Below are 18,270 nucleotides of genomic sequence, written 5' to 3' on the forward strand. Positions count from 1 at the left end.
AAATTATTAATCTTGCGTCTTAAAATCCGTTGAATTTCAAAACAAACCAAAGTTTATAAAAAAAATAAGAAATTTTATTAGTGTTTAATTACCTTTGTTGTTGAAACAAGTATTTTGTTCCTAACGTTACGTTATTTGATTATTATATAAGTTGTAAACTCTGAGTTAGTTTTATCTAATTAATTTTTAACAGTTCCATACTGTTTTTAATTCAATTTCAACTAATTACCTTCTAACTTACATTTTTTTTTAGATACAAATACAAACCTTGTTTTATGGATAATTTGCTACCTATTAATGACAATTATTTGCCCTGTTCTGCTTACCTTGGTAATACCATAGACCAAAATGGTTTTTACCGTTTTGAACACGAAGGGCAATGGTATTTTTCCTTTATTGAAAACGATGCCGTTGTGCTGCGCAGCGAGGGTTATACCACCGAAGCAGGCCGCGAAAATGGTATTAATTCGGTTATTAAAAACCTGCCTTTAGAAGAACGCTACGCTACCATCCAACTTGCTGATCGAACGTGGGTTTTGTCGTTAAAGGCCGGAAACCACCAGGAAATTGCCCAATCATGCCCCGTAGCCTCCGAAGAGGCCGCAAAAGCATTTTTGCCTTCCGAACGTGCCAAAGCTGCCGAACAGCGTAGATTAGCCGCCTTAGCAACTGCTAATAACCAAAATAATAATGAGGATACCGACCGTTTAGATGATGATTACATGGTTTGCAGTGTTTACGAATCATTTATAAACGAAAAACATCCGGAATATGACGATTTTATTAGTTTCTACGAAGAAGATACCCAAAAATACTATTTTGCTTGGATAAATCCGGATACTAAAACGATAATATTGCGCAGCGAGGGCTACCCAACCACTGCCGCTCGCAATAACGGACTTGAATCGGTTCGGAAAAACCGCGAAATACGCGAACGCTTTAAAATTGAAGAAAAACGCAACCTATATTATTTGGTACTGAAAGCCGGAAACCACCAAGAAATTGGCCGCTCGTGCCCTCAAAAAACAGAAGCTGCCGCATGGGCACTGTTAGACAAACCCGAAGCAAAACCCGACCGTTTAGATGATGATTACATGGTTTGCAGTGTTTACGAATCATTTATAAACGAAAAACATCCGGAATATGACGATTTTATTAGTTTCTACGAAGAAGATACCCAAAAATACTATTTTGCTTGGATAAATCCGGATACTAAAACAATTATTCTACGCAGCGAAGGCTACCCAACCACTGCCGCTCGCAATAACGGACTTGAGTCGGTGCGGAAAAATCGCGAAATACGAGAACGCTTTAAAATTGAAGAAAAACGCAACCTATATTATTTGGTATTAAAAGCCGGAAACCACCAAGAAATTGGCCGCTCGTGCCCTCATAAAACAGAAGCTGCCGCGTGGGCACTGTTAGACAAACCCGAAGCAAAACCCGACCGTTTAGATGATGATTACATGGTTTGCAGTGTTTACGAATCATTTATAAACGAAAAACATCCGGAATATGACGATTTTATTAGTTTCTACGAAGAAGATACCCAAAAATACTATTTTGCTTGGATAAATCCGGATACTAAAACAATTATTCTGCGCAGCGAAGGCTACCCAACCACTGCCGCCCGCAATAACGGACTTGAGTCGGTGCGGAAAAATCGCGAAATACGAGAACGCTTTAAAATTGAAGAAAAACGCAACCTATATTATTTGGTATTAAAAGCCGGAAACCACCAAGAAATTGGCCGCTCGTGCCCTCATAAAACAGAAGCGATAGCTTGGGCAATTTTGCCTTTATTACCCATTATTCCGGATATTTTACCTGAACCTGAACCTATTGAGGCAATAATTCTTCCGGTTGTAATCCCCGAACCCGAACCTATAGCTGAAATAATTCCTCCGGTTGTAATTCCTGAACCCGAACCTGAGCCTGTTGCAATCGCTGCACCTCCGGTAATACCTGTCATACCCAAAAAGAAAGATGTTGAAGACGACTATTTGCCGTGCAGCGAGTATAAAAATAAACCTATTAGCGACAAACGCAATAATGCTGCCTTGTTTAAACACAAAAACGGTCAATATTATTTTGCCATATATAACAAAGAAGGGAGCGTAAGGCTGCGAAGCGAAGGTTTTAAAACTGCCAAAGACCGCGACCGCGAACTTAGTGGTGTACTGCGTTATATGAACGATAAAACAATGTACACAACAATAGAAGAAAATGGCCACACTATTAAAGTTTTAAAAGATAAAACAGGCCGCGAAGTTGCGCGCACCTGTCCGGAGATGGTAGCTGCCGCAATACTGCCGGTTGTAGTAGCCCCGGCAATAACGCCGCCGCCACCCGTCATAACTCCCGTTGCTCCTGTGGTGCCACCTCCAGCCGCTCCGTTTGCACCCATTGCCACCGGAGAAACGGCTACTGCTGCAGCCACCGCCACCGCAAGTGGGTTTAACTGGAAATGGTTACTTTTATTATTGCCATTGTTGTTGGGTTTATTCTTTTTATGGCGCTCGTGCCAAGGCGATAAAACCGCAGCCGTAGCAACAAAACCTACTAATACAACAACAGCAACAACAACCACGCCACCACCACCTGCCACTACTGCCACGAGCACCAATATTGCGGCAGCCGATACTGCTAACCAAAAGTCTGCCGAAACCGCAAGCAATGCCGCCGCTGCGGCAAGCACCAACGATACAAAACAGGCCGAAACACCGGCAGCCGTTACCCCAAATTGCGATTTACATTGGATTTTATTTGATTATGACAAATTCGATATTAAAACAGATGCCAAGCAAGAATTGCAAAAAATGGCAGCTATTTTAAAGAAAAATCCAACTTATATAGCCGAGTTGCGCGCCTTTACAGACGCACGCGGCTCGGATGACTACAACAAAAACCTTTCGAAAAACCGGGCAAAGGCGGCTAAAAATGTTTTGCTTGAGGCAGGTGTTAAAACTGGTAATATTAAAACCAGTTCGTTTAGCAAAGATAAACCAATTGCCGAAAATACCGATGACGACTCGGGACGTAAATTTAACCGCCGGGTTGAACTATACATCAAAGATGCAAAAGGTAAGGATGTTTGCCAATCGATAGTCCCAGATATTCCTAATAATTTAAAAAAATAAATTTTTATTAACCAAATTTTAACATTTACACCAATGAGTAAATTCGATGAAAAAATGGCTATTTATAAAGCTGCTGTTAAGGAGCTTGGCCTAAAAATTAGCGATGATTTATTAACCAAAGTTGCCAAAGGTCTTGGCCCATCTATATACCTTGGCGATGCTTCATTAGTATCGGGTACAGATGCCGAAGAACTTACCCGCATTAAAAACAATTTTTTAATTAAAAAATTGGGTTTAACCGATAGCCCCGACCTCGATAAAGGCATTAAAGAAGCTGTGGCAGCTATGGGTGCTGGCAACCGCCAAAAACACCGCGCTATTGTATATGCCTTGCTTGTACAAAAGTTTAAAAAAGAGTCGGTTTATGCCTAATAAATGGTTCTTTTAATCTATTTGTTATTGTAGCTTTACTTACTAATAGAACAGCCTTGTTCAATTAATATTTATTTAGTTGGGCAAGGCTATTTTATTTTAATTTGTAATTAGGCAAAAACAAAATATATCCTTTACTGTTTAAGTTATTAATAAGACCTTATGAACAGAGGTAGTTATTATACGCCCAATTATTGCCGTATCTTTGCGCTTTAACCGAGTGAATTACACTTTTAATTTAAGCCCCTTCTAATGATATTGAATTTAATAATTTTACTACTGCAGCAGCCACGAAAGAATATATTTCAACGATATGGTGATATTTTTTCAGACCCTTTCTTTTGGGTGATGTTAATAATTTTAAGTGCCGTAATTTATTACGTATTTTGGCGTTTTGGCCGCAATGATGCTGGTTTCTCGGAGGAAAGAGCCCATTTTGAAACTCAACTTAAATATTATGGTTATACTTTTAAACAGGCAAATTTTACCGGATACGCCACTGCCGACAAAGATTTGATCCAACGTTTATATACTATTGAAGCAAGTAATAATAAATCAAATGGCGGCAACACTACCACCACACTAAATGCTACTGTACAATACAGAAAAGGGCAAATAATTGCCATAACCTGGCAACCCGATATTAGTCTGAACGCTTAACCTAACTAAGAAATGGGAACTTTTAATCCGGAAAATTGCGTTATTCGGTAGGATTTAATCGATTTTGAGTTTTTCCGGATATAAAACATAGACTAAAACAAACAAATCAACCAAAACCAAACTAAAGCCCAAAACAACCATTTTCTTAACTTTTATTGAATGAATTAACAATCATTATCTTTTATTTTGACAAAAAAAACACAATCAAACACACCCACCAAAGTCGTACCACTCGATAAAAAAATATTGAAACTGTTTAACGACCCAACAGCACAACTAACTTATAAGCATATTCATCATCAATTGGGGCGTAAACTATATAACCAAGACGAAATTATTATTACCACCAACCTATTGTTCGAAAAAGGCTTAATTAACAAATCAAAAAACAAATTTACCAGCCTTAAAGCCCTCGAACCCTCGATAGTTACCACTAATAAAATTGAAGAACAAAGCGATTTTTCCGGAACTGAAAACTATTCATCTGACCGCAGGCAATATCCGGATAAAAATGCCAAGAATGACCGAGGTAAAAATCGGCATAAAAATAAAAATCAACACAATTACCAAGACAATCCACCCGCAGCACAGCCCTCTTCAAAATTTGTCGAAGGTGTAATAGATATGGTTAGCAGCGGAGGCGCGTATTTAATTGTTGAGGGTTTACAAACCGACCCCTATATTGCCGGTGCAAGGCTTAACCGGGCACTTAACGGCGACCGAGTGCGGGCAAGAGTTTTTACCAACCAGCGCCGCAGTCGAGGCGGAAGAACAAGATTAGAAGCCGAAGTTATAAACGTAATAGAGCGTTTCAAAACGCAGTTTTCGGGGATTATTAAAATAACAAACCACCGCGCCATTTTATTAGCCGACAAAGCTAATGCTATTGATTTGGTTATACCCTTAGATGCCATTGGCAAGGCTAAAGATGGCGACAAAGTGGCTGTTACCTTAATAGATTGGCCTAAAGAACAGAAAAACCCCATTGGTCGGGTAACAAAAGTATTGGGTAAACCCGGATTTAATGAAGCCGAAATGCTAGCTATTTTGACCGATTCGGGCTTTCCGCTGCAATTTCCACCGGCAGTAATTGCACAAGCCACCAAATTGCAAACCAAAATTCCGGAAGCCGAAATTGCCCGCCGCCGCGATATGCGCAAAACGCCAACTTTTACCATTGACCCCCTTAATGCTAAAGATTTTGACGATGCCCTCAGCTTGCAGGTTTTAAATAACGGTCACTACGAAGTAGGCATACATATAGCTGATGTTACCCACTACGTTGCCCCGCAAGGCGCGCTTGACCGCGAGGCTTTTAAACGCGCAACATCGGTGTATTTAGTAGATAGGGTTTTGCCTATGTTTCCCGAAAAATTGTCGAATGAAGTTTGCTCGTTGCGGCCTAATGAAGACAAGCTGTGTTTCTCGGCTATCTTTGAAATGAATAACGAGGGGCATATTATTAACGAGTGGTTTGGCCGGACTATTATACACTCGCAACGCAGGTTTACTTACGAAGAAGCCCAAGAAGTTATTGACACCCAAAAAGGCGATATGGCTAAGGAGATAGCCATTTTACAGCAATTAGCCCTTCAACTGCGAGCGCAACGCGCTGCCCAAGGCAGTATTAACTTCAATACAACCGAAGTACAGTTTGTTTTAGACGAAGCCGGCAAACCTATAGACGTAAAAGCAAAGATTATGCTTGACAGTAATCGTTTAATTGAGGATTTTATGCTGCTGGCCAACAGACGAGTAGCCCGTTTTATAAACCACACTACAATATCCGGAAAAAAAATACCTTCGCCAAATCGCATTCACGATGCTCCGGATATTGATAAATTAACAGACTTCAGACGACTTGCCGCTTCTTTAGGGTATAAACTGCATTTCGACTCGCCAAAACAAATTGCCCACTCGCTCAATAGTTTGTTGCAACAAATACAAGGCAAACCCGAACAACCCATGCTCGAGAGCTTGGCTATTAGGTCAATGGCAAAAGCGGCTTATAGCACCAAAAATATAGGGCATTACGGTTTAGCGTTTGAAGATTATACCCACTTTACCTCGCCCATACGCCGCTACCCCGATGTAATGATTCACCGTATTTTAAGCGAATTATTAGATAACGACAAACCTAATATAAATTTTGACGAAAAAGCCGTTGAAAAACAATGTTTGCACTGCTCGCAAATGGAACGCAATGCCTTGGTTGCCGAACGCACCAGCATAAAACACAAACAAGTTGAATACATGAGCGAACGCATAGGGCAAAATTTTGAGGGTGTAATTTCGGGGGTAGTGCGTTTTGGCTTGTTTGTTGAAATGAGCGACAATAAATGCGAAGGCTTAGTATCAACTGATATGCTTTACGACGATGTTTATGTTTATGACGAAGCCAACTATGCTTATATAGGCCGGATGAATAAAAAAGTGTACCGACTGGGCGATAAAGTATGGGTAAAAGTAATTAGAACCGACTTGCCCACACGTACCATTGATTTAGCTATTATAGATAAACCCAAAGCTAATGTAACTGAGTCGGCAACAACAAACCATGTCAAAAGCAAAACCACTGATTTAGGTAGTTTGCAGGTTGCCGCCCCTAAAAAAAAGACAACAAAAACCACCACTACCAAAACACGTAAAAAACCAAGGCAAAATAAATAGCATAAGTAATTGACAATTAATAATTATCAATGAATAATGTAATGAGTGGTTCCTTATTAAGCATTTACCACAAATAGTAGTATAAACTAATTTTAGCGAACCACTTAGTACAATTAAAACTTACTCGATTGTTTGTGTTACCCCAACGCTGCCAGTGCTGCCGCCTTCAGTCCAGCTAATGGTACATGTATTATCAGTTAAGCCACAACCGGCTACTACGGTATGTGCGCCGGTAATTTTCCAGTTATAAATGCTGCCAGGGGTTGCGATAACCGAGTAAGTTTCGGCAGGCGAATAGTTGCATACTTCGGTATTGCCATGCAACGGTGGGACAAATACACCAAAGCGCAAAACTCCAGCCTCGCTGCTTACAAATTGCCCTTGCGATACGCTTTCGGTAACGGTAATAGTTTCACCATCGTAGGCAACATAATATAAAGTGTTGGGTTTTACGCCAACCAAAGTATGCCGTGCCTCGCAGCCTCCGGCAAAAGAGTAGCTGCATTGCGTAACAGGACTTGGATATTTTTTCCACTTATTGTTAAAAAATACGATGTCTTGCCTGCCTTCGGTCGTAATTAAAGTGCCGTCCATATTGTTTTCGTTGGTGGTAATGGCCAATGTTGTCATTTCGGGATTTGCCTGCCCCCCAGGTTGTAATACCGTTAAAAAAGTTTGCGCCAACGGATTGCCAACCTGGCTAACCTCGGCGCGCCAAGTGAAAGTATTAAAGCCATAATTTAGCCCCGGTCCCCAAATATTATCCGGATTATTGCTTTCATTGACAAAATTTATGGAAATATTGCTGGGCATCACGGTATGAACATGTATTTTTGAGTTATCCATTAATGCCGTTATACTTTTGCCATTTTGGGTCGGCTCTTCCATAAAATGCCAGCGCAAATGTTTGGGAAACTGCCCCATTGGACTGTTGCTGTTGCGGGCTAAAAACTGGTCATAAACCACAAATAAATTGGGGTTGCGCAAGTATAATAAATTCCGGAAAAATGAACGTAAACTGCGGTTAACCGTATCGGCCAGCTCGCCTTTGCGATGATATGCCGATACTAAATCGGCTCTGAAATACGAAAAACTATCGGTTTGTTCTTGCGCTGTTGGTTCGTCATAGCCATAATACGACTGCCCACCCATATTTGTGCCATTTGTACTTTGCGTTAAATACGTTTGAAAATCGTTAATAAACAAAGTATTTGAGTGCGATGATGCATCGTGGTAGCTATTCCCTCCTTCTACGCCGTTTTGGCCAAATGCGCCTCCGCTTCCCACTTCGTTAGCACCCACTAACAAATAGTCGTCTCCATCGTTGGCATCGCCGCATACAATTTGAAAATGCCCTGCGCTGTGGTGTTGGTGGTCATCGTGCCACGAGCAACCCATATTTGCTACCGCCCAAATAGACTGTTTCGACCAATTATTCCGGAAATAATAGCGCGGAAAATCTTTATTTATCTGCACTCCAACGGGCATTTTTTCCTCCGGATTTGGGTAAAATGGCTTAAAATCAAATGCTTCGCTGGGGCGGTTTGCATCTCGGTATAAAAATGATTCCCATTTTGCCGATACGTATCCGTGGTTCCATGCAGCCGACAGTGTGACGGGTTCTACCCATTCTTCGTAAAAATATTGGGCATTTGGGCCGGCATCGCTGCCAGCTAATATGGCAGCAAAACGCAAAGGCTGTGCATAGCCCAATAAACTACCCAAAAACGAGCCCCAATCTGTGCTATTATCCACCTGAAAACGGTTAGGCGTAATGGCGTGGGTAAAACTGGTAAATCCGTTAGTTAAATAGGTAAGCATCGAGTCGGCAATAGCCTCGCCGGTGGCAGATTTCACAATAGAACAATAATCAATGAGGCGTTTGTAGGTAGTGCCGCCATAAGCCCAACCCTGTACCGGATAGCCCGATTGCTGGGGTGCGGTTGTATAATTGGCAGGCCCTAAATACGAAGCACTACAAGCGGTTTCTAATCCGCCGGTATAAGTTTGCTTTAGCCAATCTGTGCTTAGGTCGCTGGCATTTAGCGAGCCACTTTGCGTGCCTAAAATGCGTTGGCGGGCATAATCAATCATTTCTTGGGCATCGGCGCTATCGTACATGGTAGCATAGCCCATAAAAGCAGCGCAAGTAATATTGCCAAAAAAATAATTACCTGTACTGTTATTCTGGTTTTGGTAGGTGTTAAATGGCGTTCGCATATAGTTAAACCAGTTATTCATTAAGTTTAACAAACTGTTTTTGCGGGTCGTACCTAATTCGTCATAACACCAATCGTAAATAATGGCCACTACCATGCCCACATGCCGGTTGCCGTACGATGAGTTCCATAAAAACATATTAGCGCAGCCACTACACGGAGGATAAGCGTTATAGGCCGCAATAATGGTATCGGCTAATTGCAGAAGTTTGTTTGAGTAAGTGGTGGCAAAACTTCCGGAAGTATTACCTTTGGTAATTTGGTGTGCCATGCCCAACGACAGGGCGGCATCTTCCCAACTTGAGCCGCAATACGAGTAAAAAATTGTCCCTGTAAGCCATTGGGTTGCCGTAGTGGGGTTCCAGGTGCTTACCGGTAAAGTGGCATAATTGTCGGCTTCGGTTTTTAAAGCTAACCAATCGGGGTCGTTGGCTGTTTTTTTGTCGAGCAATTTATTTTTGGTATCAGTATCTAAAAATAGGCGAGGGTGCGTTGCATTTACCGAAAGTTGGGCTTGTGTAGTTTGCGTTAGAAACGTGAGGATAAAAAAAAGTAGTAGCAGTTTATGTTTCATAAATAAAACTGGGTGTTTGTAGTTCTACTGTTGTAGCTATTATGTAGTAGCCAATAAAAGTAAAACTGAGTTGTTGTGTATTTTTTAAACTGAAGAATTGTATTTAGTTGTAAGGAGCCATGTCAGTTGTCAAATTTTTAATCCGGATAAAAAACTTGGGTACTTAAAGTTGTTGTGCGAAAATCAATAGAGTTTAACTCTAAGTAGCATAAAAATCAAATTGAAAGCAGGACAAACATGGGCAAAACGGTGCAACTAAGTGAAACCTATATAGTTTTAGCCTATTTTTGTGCTTTGTTTTTTAAACTTTGTTTAAATGGGGCTGTTTTGCTTGGCAATATCTTAAAAAAAAAACGCTAAAATAAACATAACCATACAACAAAATCTTTGTAAATAACGTCTTTCCTACTTAAGTGGTTGTTTTATAAGATAAAAAACTAATTATTAATATTTTTAAAGCGCACCCAACGATTTATAAAATTTCCCGGCTCAATTTTTGTTTGAAACCAATTTACCTTTTTCTTTTACCAACAGTAATTAATAATGCGTTTTATTAAATATTGCTTTCTACTAATTTTAATTATTGGCTCTTTTAACGTGCTGCCTGCTTGGGCGCAACTTTATAATACAAAACCGCTACCCGACCGTACCGCCACCACCGGCCAAACCGACCCCATGAAATTTAACAGGTACGAATTTAATAAATATGTAAAAGAGAAAGACCCCCTCCAAACAGAACCAACCCCCGAAGACTCAATAAAACAAAAAATAAGTGTTACGCCCGAAGAGCTCCGGAAATTAGGCGCATCAGAAGACCTTATCCGCGACCTAATGCTGCTAAATGCTTTTAGCGACAGCCTCACCACGCAAGAAGAGGAAAAAAAACGCCTGGCTTTTGAAAAATCAACCCCACCTAAAAAAATAGATAGTTTAAGTGTAAAAGATTTACAAACGCTTATTCAAATTCAAAAGCGCGACCTAATAACCAAGGCCCTTGCCCTGCCCGAACCAAAAGTACATGGTCATGATTTTTTTAGGCGCAGTACGCTGAAAATGATGTTAACTGACGACCCCCGGTTAGAAATGCGCCCTCCGGATGATTACATGCTAAGTGTCGGAGACGAGTTAAATATTACCATGTGGGGCAATATTGACTATAACCGCATCTTTACAGTTGATAAACAAGGCGGCATTAGTCCCGATTTGGTGGGGCGCGTGTATCTGCGCGGCTTAACCCTACAGCAAGCCCGCGAACTGCTGAAAGAAAAATATGCCAAAACTTACGACCTTAAAAAATCGAAAATCGAAATTAGTGTTAGTTACCAGCGCGTAGTAACCGCCAATTTTGTAGGCGAGTTGCTAAATCCCGGCACCTATCGTTTTCCGGCCTTAACCACTGCATTTAACGCTTTAGTTACCATTGACGGGCCTAACCAGTTTGGTTCTGTTCGAAATATTTACATCAAAAGAAACGGGCAAACTATTAAAAATTTAGATGTTTACGAGTATCTCAGTAACCCCAACAGCAAACAAGATTTTTATTTGGAAGACAATGATTATATTGTAATTCCGTCCATGGGGCCTGTTGTAACCTTAGCCGGAAGAGTTCGCCGCCCGTTTAACTACGAACTGAAACAGGGCGAAGGGCTGATAAGGGCTATTGATTTTGCCGGAGGTCTTGAAGCCGATGCCTTTGCCAAAACAATTACCATTAAACGTTACCAAAACTACCATGCCCAACTGATTGATATTAATTTAGATAGCCTTAAACTTTTTAATGCCGATTTTCCGTTGTTGCATGGCGATAGCATTATGATACACCGCTTGCCACTTGAACCTCGCAATTTTGTAGAAGTAATAGGTGCTGTATCGGTGCCGGGCAAATATGAATACACCGAAGGCAATAAAATTTCGGATGTGATGAATAAGGTTGAGGGGGTATTAGAACATGCCGACCTTGGCCGCGCCTACGTTATCCGGCTAAATAAAGATATGTCTAAACGCCTTATTCCGTTTAATTTAGAAGAAATTTTAAAAAATCCGGAATCTAAACAAAATATTGTGCTGCAAAACTTAGATACCTTGCAGGTTCTGTCGCGAAAAGATTTCAGACAAGACTTTATGGTTAAAATTTTTGGCGCGGTAAGGATGCCCGGAGAATACAGTTATGCCGATGGCCTTACTTTAAACGATTTATTTTATTTGTCGGGTGGTATGAAAAAAGAAGCAGCCAATACCCGGATTGAAGTGTCGCGCCTTATTTCGTTTACCGACCGCGAAACAGGCAAAACAGGCAAAGAACGCATTGTAATTAAACGCGCCGCCGTTGATAACGACCTTAGCGTAAACAGCGAAGATCAAGACTTTGAACTTAAACCATACGACCATGTTTTTGTGCGGTATGCCCCCGATTTTGAAGCCCAACAAATTATAAAAATTTACGGCGAAGTGGTTTACCCCGGCGAATATGCGCTAACCAGTAAAGAGGAGCGCATTTTAAGCGTTATTGAACGCGCTGGAGGACTTACTCCCTACGCTTTTAAAGGAGCAGGGCGGTTGTACCGCATGGAAGACAGTACCGGTTATGTTTTGCTCGATATTGAGCGCGCAATAGTTAAGCCCGAAAAATCGAAGTTTAACTATATTTTAACAATGGGCGACTCGATTTATATACCCAAAATGAAAAATGTAGTAACCTTATCGGGTGCTATTAGCCATTTTGATGTTGACTCGATTAAACAGGTAAGTGCCCCTTACGAAAAAAATAAGCGTGCTAAATTTTATATCAACAAATACGGCGGCGGCTTTAACCGTTGGGCAAAACCATCGCGCACCTATGTTCATCAGCCCAATGGGGCCGTTGAAAAAACAAAACGGTTTTTGTTTTTTAAACGCTATCCAAAAGTGCAAAACGGCGCATCAATTTTTGTTGATGTAACCGATTATAAAAAGAACGAAAAAGTACGCGAGGCACGCAAAAAAGACCGGAACTGGAACCAGGCTTTTGATAGTGTTGCCACCAAAGCTACAACTTTGCTGACCTTGCTGCTGCTGGTGCAACAAGTAGTAAAATAATAAAATAAAACTGGTTTAAAAAACAGGTTAGGGGGTAATATTATCAACTAACCAGCCCTTTCCCTTTTTGCTAAGTTGATACGTAATTGTTTGTTGCGATACCGGAAAAACAATTTTTACGGTTGCCGTTTGGGCAGTATTGTCAGAAACTTGTAAATCAGATGGTTGTAATTTATTCAAATCATCACTAAAATCTTGCGAGTGCATTATCCAGTCATAATCCATGTCTTCAACTACGCCTTCGGTTTGCAGCACGCGCTTTAAAGTAGATTCTAATTGTTTAATTTTTAACCAGCTAAGTGTTAGATATTTATCGGATAAATAGCCCGAATTTCGAAGTGATTCTTGGTAAATACCGGCTTGCTGCATATCTACTTCATAATTTTTGGGTGGGTTTGCGCCAATATTTTTTACAATGGGTATTGAAGCTAAGGTATTAACATGCTGTTTATACCACATTAAAAAGTTAAAAACGCTGTTTTGTGGGGTATCATTTTTTGGTTGTGCATTTGGGGCAATGGCAATTTCTAATTTAGTGTTGCCCACGTGTTGGTTTGTACCCGCCGTAGCAGATGTTTGATTATTGTTTTTAGCGGAGTCGCCTTCTTCGGTTAATAGATTTTTGCCCTCCGGAATTGCTGTTAGCGCGGGTGTAGCAGTGGTGTTGTCCGTTTTTTGGGTCTTGCTTTGGCATCCGGAAATTATTACTATGCTCACACAAAAAAGGGTTGCAAAAAGTAGTATAAAACGAGTTGGAATAAACATGGCTGTTGTATCTTTAATATAAAATAAGTTATTTACAAAATATGTTATTTTTCCCTGAAAAATATAGTTATTGGCACACCTGTAAAATTCCATTTTTCGCGCAGCTTGTTTTCTAAATAGCCCCGGTAGGCATCTTTAATATAGCGCGGATGATTGCTAAAAAATACAAAGGTAGGGTAGCGCGTTTCTATTTGTGTTACATAGTTAATTGATATATGCCTGCTTTTATGCGATGGGGGCGGATAGGCAGTAACTACTTCGCGTAAAAATTCGTTTAATTGATGCGTACTTATGTGTTGTTTGCGGCGCTCGTAAACCTCTAAGGCTTCTTCGATAGCTTTAAAAATACGTTGTTTTTCTAAAGCCGAGACAAAAATAACGGGAACATCGCTAAGCGGTGCCAGCTTGTATTTAATATGCGCTTCAAAATCGCGGGCAGTATTTGTTTCTTTTTCAACCAAATCCCATTTATTAACTAACACCACAATTCCCTTTTTTTTATTTTGCGCTAATCTAAAAATATTCAGGTCTTGCGATTCAATGCCCAATGTGGCATCAATTAGCAGTAAACAAACATCGGCGCGGTCAATGGCGGTAATTGCCCGCATCACTGAGTAAAACTCTAAATTTTCTTTAACTTTTGCCTTTTTTCGTATGCCGGCGGTATCAATTAAAACAAAATCTTTGTTATACAACTTATAATGCGTGTCTATGGCGTCGCGGGTAGTACCCGGAATATTTGATACAATATTTCGGGTTTCGCCAATTAGGGCATTTATTAAGGATGATTTGCCCACATTAGGCTGGCCAACGATGGCAAAATGCGGTTTATTGGCTAAACTGTCTTTATCTTCGGTTGAGGCGTATTCTTCGGTATGTTCATCCGGAATATGCTGAACGAGTGCGTCTAATAATTCGCCGGTACCGCTACCAGTCATAGAAGCAATAAAAAAGGTTTCATCAAAGTTTAGGCTATAAAATTCTTGAGCATCTAAAAGCCTGTTGTGGTTATCAACTTTATTTACTGCCAATAAAACCGTCTTTTTTGCTCGGTGCAACATGCGGGCTACTGCCTCGTCAAGGTCGGTTATTCCGGTTGTAACATCGGTTACGAAAACAATTAACGAGGCTTCTTCCATAGCTATGGCAACTTGCTCGCGGATGGCTGTTTCAAAAATATCGCTCGAGTTGGGCACAAAGCCTCCGGTATCAATTACATTAAATACTTTTCCGTTCCAATAACTTTCGCCATATTTGCGGTCGCGGGTTACGCCGCTTATGTCGTCCACAATGGCATCGCGGCTACCAATCAGGCGGTTAAACAACGTTGATTTGCCAACATTTGGGCGGCCAACTATAGCTACGGTAAAACTCATATATAATTTAATTTATTTAAATATTTTTTATGTTGTTAATAATGGCTACAGGGTTTAACTAATATAGCCTAAATTTTTGAGTGTTAGCTCATCGTCGCGCCAATTTTCGCGAACTTTTACTTGTATGCCTAAAAAAATTTGCCTTCCAATAAAGGCTTCAATGTCTTTGCGGGCTAAAGTTCCTACTTTTTTTAACATTTTACCACCCGCCCCAATAATTATTGGTTTTTGCGACTTTCGGTTACACCAAATTTGTGCTTCAATGCGCACAATATTTGGCTCTTCGGTGTATTTTTCAATGACAACTTCTACCGAGTATGGAATTTCTTGCGCGTAGGTAAGCAATATTTTTTCGCGAATAATTTCGGCAACAAAAAACCGGTAAGGGCGGTTGGTAAGTTCGTCTTTATCGTAATAGGGTGGCGAGGCGGGCAATAAACCTATTAATTGATTTTGAAGTTGCTGTAAACCCTGCCCCGTTATTGCCGATACAGGTAAATATAGCTGCGCTTTTACATTTTGCTGCCAAAACTGCAAAGCCAATTCAACCTTTTCGGGGGTTAGTAAGTCTATTTTATTTAGTAACAACAAAACGGGTACTTTAACCTTGCGTATTAACGACTGGTAATTTTCGGCACTGGTTTGGTTAGTAATATCGGCAATAAGCAGTACAATATCGGCATCATCTAAGGCAGTTTGTATATAACCCAGCATGGCATCTTGCATTTTATATTTTGGTTCAAGAAGGCCGGGCGTATCGGAGTAAACAATTTGAAAGTCGGGGCCATTTACAATACCCAGCAGGCGTTGGCGCGTTGTTTGGGCTTTGTTGGTTACAATGGCTAATTGCTCGCCTACTAAAAAATTCATTAGGGTTGATTTACCCACATTAGGCATACCAACAATATTAACAAATCCGGCTTTATGATGCGGTGTTGTTGTATTATCAGGCAAAACTTGTATTTTTAATTATTATTTCGAGATGTATTACTACTGGGTTTATTTGAAGTCTGAAAGATAGTAGGGTAGGGGATTGGGGCAATAAATAAGGCTGTTAAAGAGTTACAGTACAAAATTTATATTTTCCGGATTAAAATTAAGGGTTATTTCCGGATTAGTAGGCAATTTACTTGTATCGAATAGCTATATTATATTGTTTGTAAGCATGTAGATAAACAAAATAAAAAAGCCAACCTATTTAGGCCGGCTTTTTTTGGTGGTGGCGGGAACAGGACTCGAACCTGTGACCTTTGGGTTATGAGCCCAACGAGCTGCCAACTGCTCCATCCCGCGATTTGTGGTACAAAGGTAGGGCTAATTTTCCGATTTTTTAAAAATAATTTCATTTTTTTGAACATTTTTTTAATAATTATCCTTTAAAAGTAAAAAACAGTGCTTCCATCATTATTTAGTGCCCAATTATGCTGAAGTTAATAACTGCCTGCTGTTTATTTGCAACTGCCTGGCCTCTTTTTGCCCAATTACAAGGTTTTGACCCGCCTAATATTGCCCAATTACAAAAAGAATATCCGCAAACCGATGCGGTACAACTGCTAAAATCTACCGATTGGGTTATAGACTTTAAAGACAATCAATGGGAAATTACCCAAACAACCCGCGAATATACCTGCTACCTAAACGACAATGCGGTGCGGGCAGGCAGTGCTGAGGTCATTCATTTTTCTGACTTTGATACGCTTATAAATTACCAAGCATTTACTTTAATACCATCCGGAAAGAAATACAAAAAAATTCCGGTCGAAAAGTTTGACACCAAACAAAATATATCCGGAAGCATTTTTTACTCAGACAATAAACAATTACATTTTAATTTTCCGGCATTACAGGCAGGCGCAGTTACGCAAATGCAGTACAGCAAAGCGTTTACAAACCCATATTTGCTCGATGGTTTTTATTTTCAGTGGGTATATCCGGTATTAAACAGCCGTGTTACTGTTACCGCACCTCAAAATATCAAATTAAATTACAGCCTTAATTCTGTCAATACCAAACATCCGGTAAAATACAAAACGCAAAACTTACCCAATAACCGCGTGCTTTATACTTGGGAGGTTCAAAATTTACCGGCAATAAAAGGCCTTGAAGATGCGCCTTACCCGTCGTACTACATTCCGCATTTAATTATTTATATTGAGCAGGTTACTACCGAGCAGGGCAAAACTACCGAGGTTTTAGGTAGCACCGAAAAATTGTATCAATGGTATAATAGTTTAGCGGCCAGCGTTGATACGACCACCTCGGCATCGCTGCGCAAAACTGTTGCCGACCTACTGCAAAACTTACCCCAAAACAGTAACAACGAGGCAAAGGCCAAAACTATTTATGAATGGGTGCAAAATAATATTAAATATGTTGCCTTTGAAGATGGCCTGGGCGGTTTTATTCCGCGCCCACCAAACGGGGTTTACGACAAAAAATTTGGCGACTGTAAAGATATGTCAATTTTAATTGCCACCATGCTGCGTTTGGCCAATATGCCAGCGTGGTTGGGTTGGGTAGGCACGCGCGACTTGCCCTATACCTACCAAAATATGCCCACGCCTAACGTTGACAACCACATGATTGCCGTTACAAAATTAAACAACGAATATGTTTTTTTAGACGGCACGGGCGAGTACCAGCCTTTTGGCAAAATAACCTCGATGATACAGGGTAAAGAAGTTTTAATAGGCTTAAGCCCCAAAAATTTTGAAATAGTTAAATTACCTACTATTGCCGCAAGTAATAATATTCAACACGAAAAAATTACTTTAACAATAGCCGATGGGCGAACCGTTACGGGGCAGGCCGAGGCTGTTTTTACCGGATATAAAAAAATATACACCCAGTATAATAAAGTAAAAGCCGAATATGACGGCAATACCCGTTTTTATGATGATTATTTGAAGAAAGCCAGTAATAAATTTGAAATTACAGCTATTTCAACTTCCGGAGAAAAACCTCGCGAAGCACCACTTCACATAAATTATAACTTTAAAATTCCGGATTATACTGTTCGAGCAGGCAATAATATTTATTTAAATCCACATTTATTGAAGCGGTTTGGCGGTACACAACTTGATAGCACTCGCACAGTTGGCCGTGAAAACGAATACCCTTTTGAAGATGTGCTTGAAATTACTATTCCCATTCCGGATGGCTACGAAGTAGATGTTTTGCCCTCTAACAGTCAATTTGAGCACTCTCAGTTTGGGTACCGGCTAACTTACGCTCAAGAAGGTAAAAACTTAGTACTTAACCATCATTTTTGGGTCAATTATTTATTACTGCCTGCCACAGAGTTTGCACAATGGAACAAAATGGTAAATCAATTAGAAACCCAGTTTAGCGAAGCAATAGTTTTTAAAAAAATCAAGTAAATTTTAGCCTTGAGGAGTGAGTTTGTTGTTTAAATGCAA

The 18,270-nt window shown here is 40.3% G+C and carries 10 protein-coding genes and 1 tRNA gene; 6 read left to right on the forward strand and 5 right to left on the reverse strand.

All coding sequences use genetic code 11. The features are described from left to right. The first annotated feature begins 275 nt into the window (after positions 1-275). The 4 genes from IPI59_09345 to rnr all read left to right on the forward strand — a co-directional run bounded on the left by IPI59_09345 (position 276) and on the right by rnr (position 6,842). Positions 276-3,140, forward strand: coding sequence for a DUF1508 domain-containing protein (locus tag IPI59_09345; protein MBK7527738.1), 2,865 nt, complete (start codon positions 276-278; stop codon positions 3,138-3,140). A 33-nt stretch (positions 3,141-3,173) separates the two neighbouring features. After that, on the forward strand, positions 3,174-3,512 hold the full coding sequence (locus tag IPI59_09350) for a DUF2853 family protein (GenBank protein ID MBK7527739.1): 339 nt from the start codon (positions 3,174-3,176) through the stop codon (positions 3,510-3,512). A gap of 348 nt (positions 3,513-3,860) precedes the next feature. After that, positions 3,861-4,172 carry a hypothetical protein gene (locus IPI59_09355; protein MBK7527740.1) on the forward strand — a complete coding sequence of 104 codons (312 nt, stop codon included), beginning with the start codon at positions 3,861-3,863 and terminating at the stop codon, positions 4,170-4,172. Between the two features lie 186 nt (positions 4,173-4,358). Beyond that, positions 4,359-6,842, forward strand: a complete 2,484-nt coding sequence (gene rnr, locus IPI59_09360; protein MBK7527741.1) for a ribonuclease R — start codon at positions 4,359-4,361, stop codon at positions 6,840-6,842. 120 nt (positions 6,843-6,962) lie between these two features. Here the strand turns inward: rnr and IPI59_09365 are convergent, their stop codons facing one another. Further along, positions 6,963-9,635: a hypothetical protein gene (locus IPI59_09365; protein MBK7527742.1), complete on the reverse strand. Its 2,673-nt coding sequence runs from the start codon at positions 9,633-9,635 to the stop codon at positions 6,963-6,965. A 543-nt stretch (positions 9,636-10,178) separates the two neighbouring features. Between IPI59_09365 and IPI59_09370 the strand changes: the two genes are divergently transcribed. Beyond that, a complete protein-coding gene (locus IPI59_09370) occupies positions 10,179-12,710 on the forward strand; it encodes an SLBB domain-containing protein (GenBank protein ID MBK7527743.1) in 2,532 nt (843 codons plus the stop codon). Between the two features lie 27 nt (positions 12,711-12,737). Here IPI59_09370 and IPI59_09375 read toward each other — a convergent pair whose 3' ends face one another. From IPI59_09375 to IPI59_09390, 4 genes are all read right to left on the reverse strand, one after another. After that, a complete protein-coding gene (locus tag IPI59_09375; protein ID MBK7527744.1) occupies positions 12,738-13,475 on the reverse strand; it encodes a hypothetical protein in 738 nt (245 codons plus the stop codon). Between the two features lie 44 nt (positions 13,476-13,519). Further along, positions 13,520-14,851: a ribosome biogenesis GTPase Der gene (gene der / locus IPI59_09380; protein ID MBK7527745.1), complete on the reverse strand. Its 1,332-nt coding sequence runs from the start codon at positions 14,849-14,851 to the stop codon at positions 13,520-13,522. 54 nt (positions 14,852-14,905) lie between these two features. Next, positions 14,906-15,748: a GTPase Era gene (gene era / locus IPI59_09385; protein MBK7527746.1), complete on the reverse strand. Its 843-nt coding sequence runs from the start codon at positions 15,746-15,748 to the stop codon at positions 14,906-14,908. Between the two features lie 320 nt (positions 15,749-16,068). After that, positions 16,069-16,144: transfer RNA gene (locus tag IPI59_09390), tRNA-Met, on the reverse strand. 128 nt (positions 16,145-16,272) lie between these two features. On the opposite strand from IPI59_09390, the gene IPI59_09395 reads away from it, so the two are divergent. Next, a complete protein-coding gene (locus IPI59_09395) occupies positions 16,273-18,231 on the forward strand; it encodes a DUF3857 domain-containing protein (protein ID MBK7527747.1) in 1,959 nt (652 codons plus the stop codon). Positions 18,232-18,270 lie beyond the last annotated feature (39 nt).

Source organism: Sphingobacteriales bacterium (genome assembly GCA_016706405.1).
Taxonomy (GTDB): Bacteria; Bacteroidota; Bacteroidia; order Chitinophagales; family UBA2359; genus BJ6.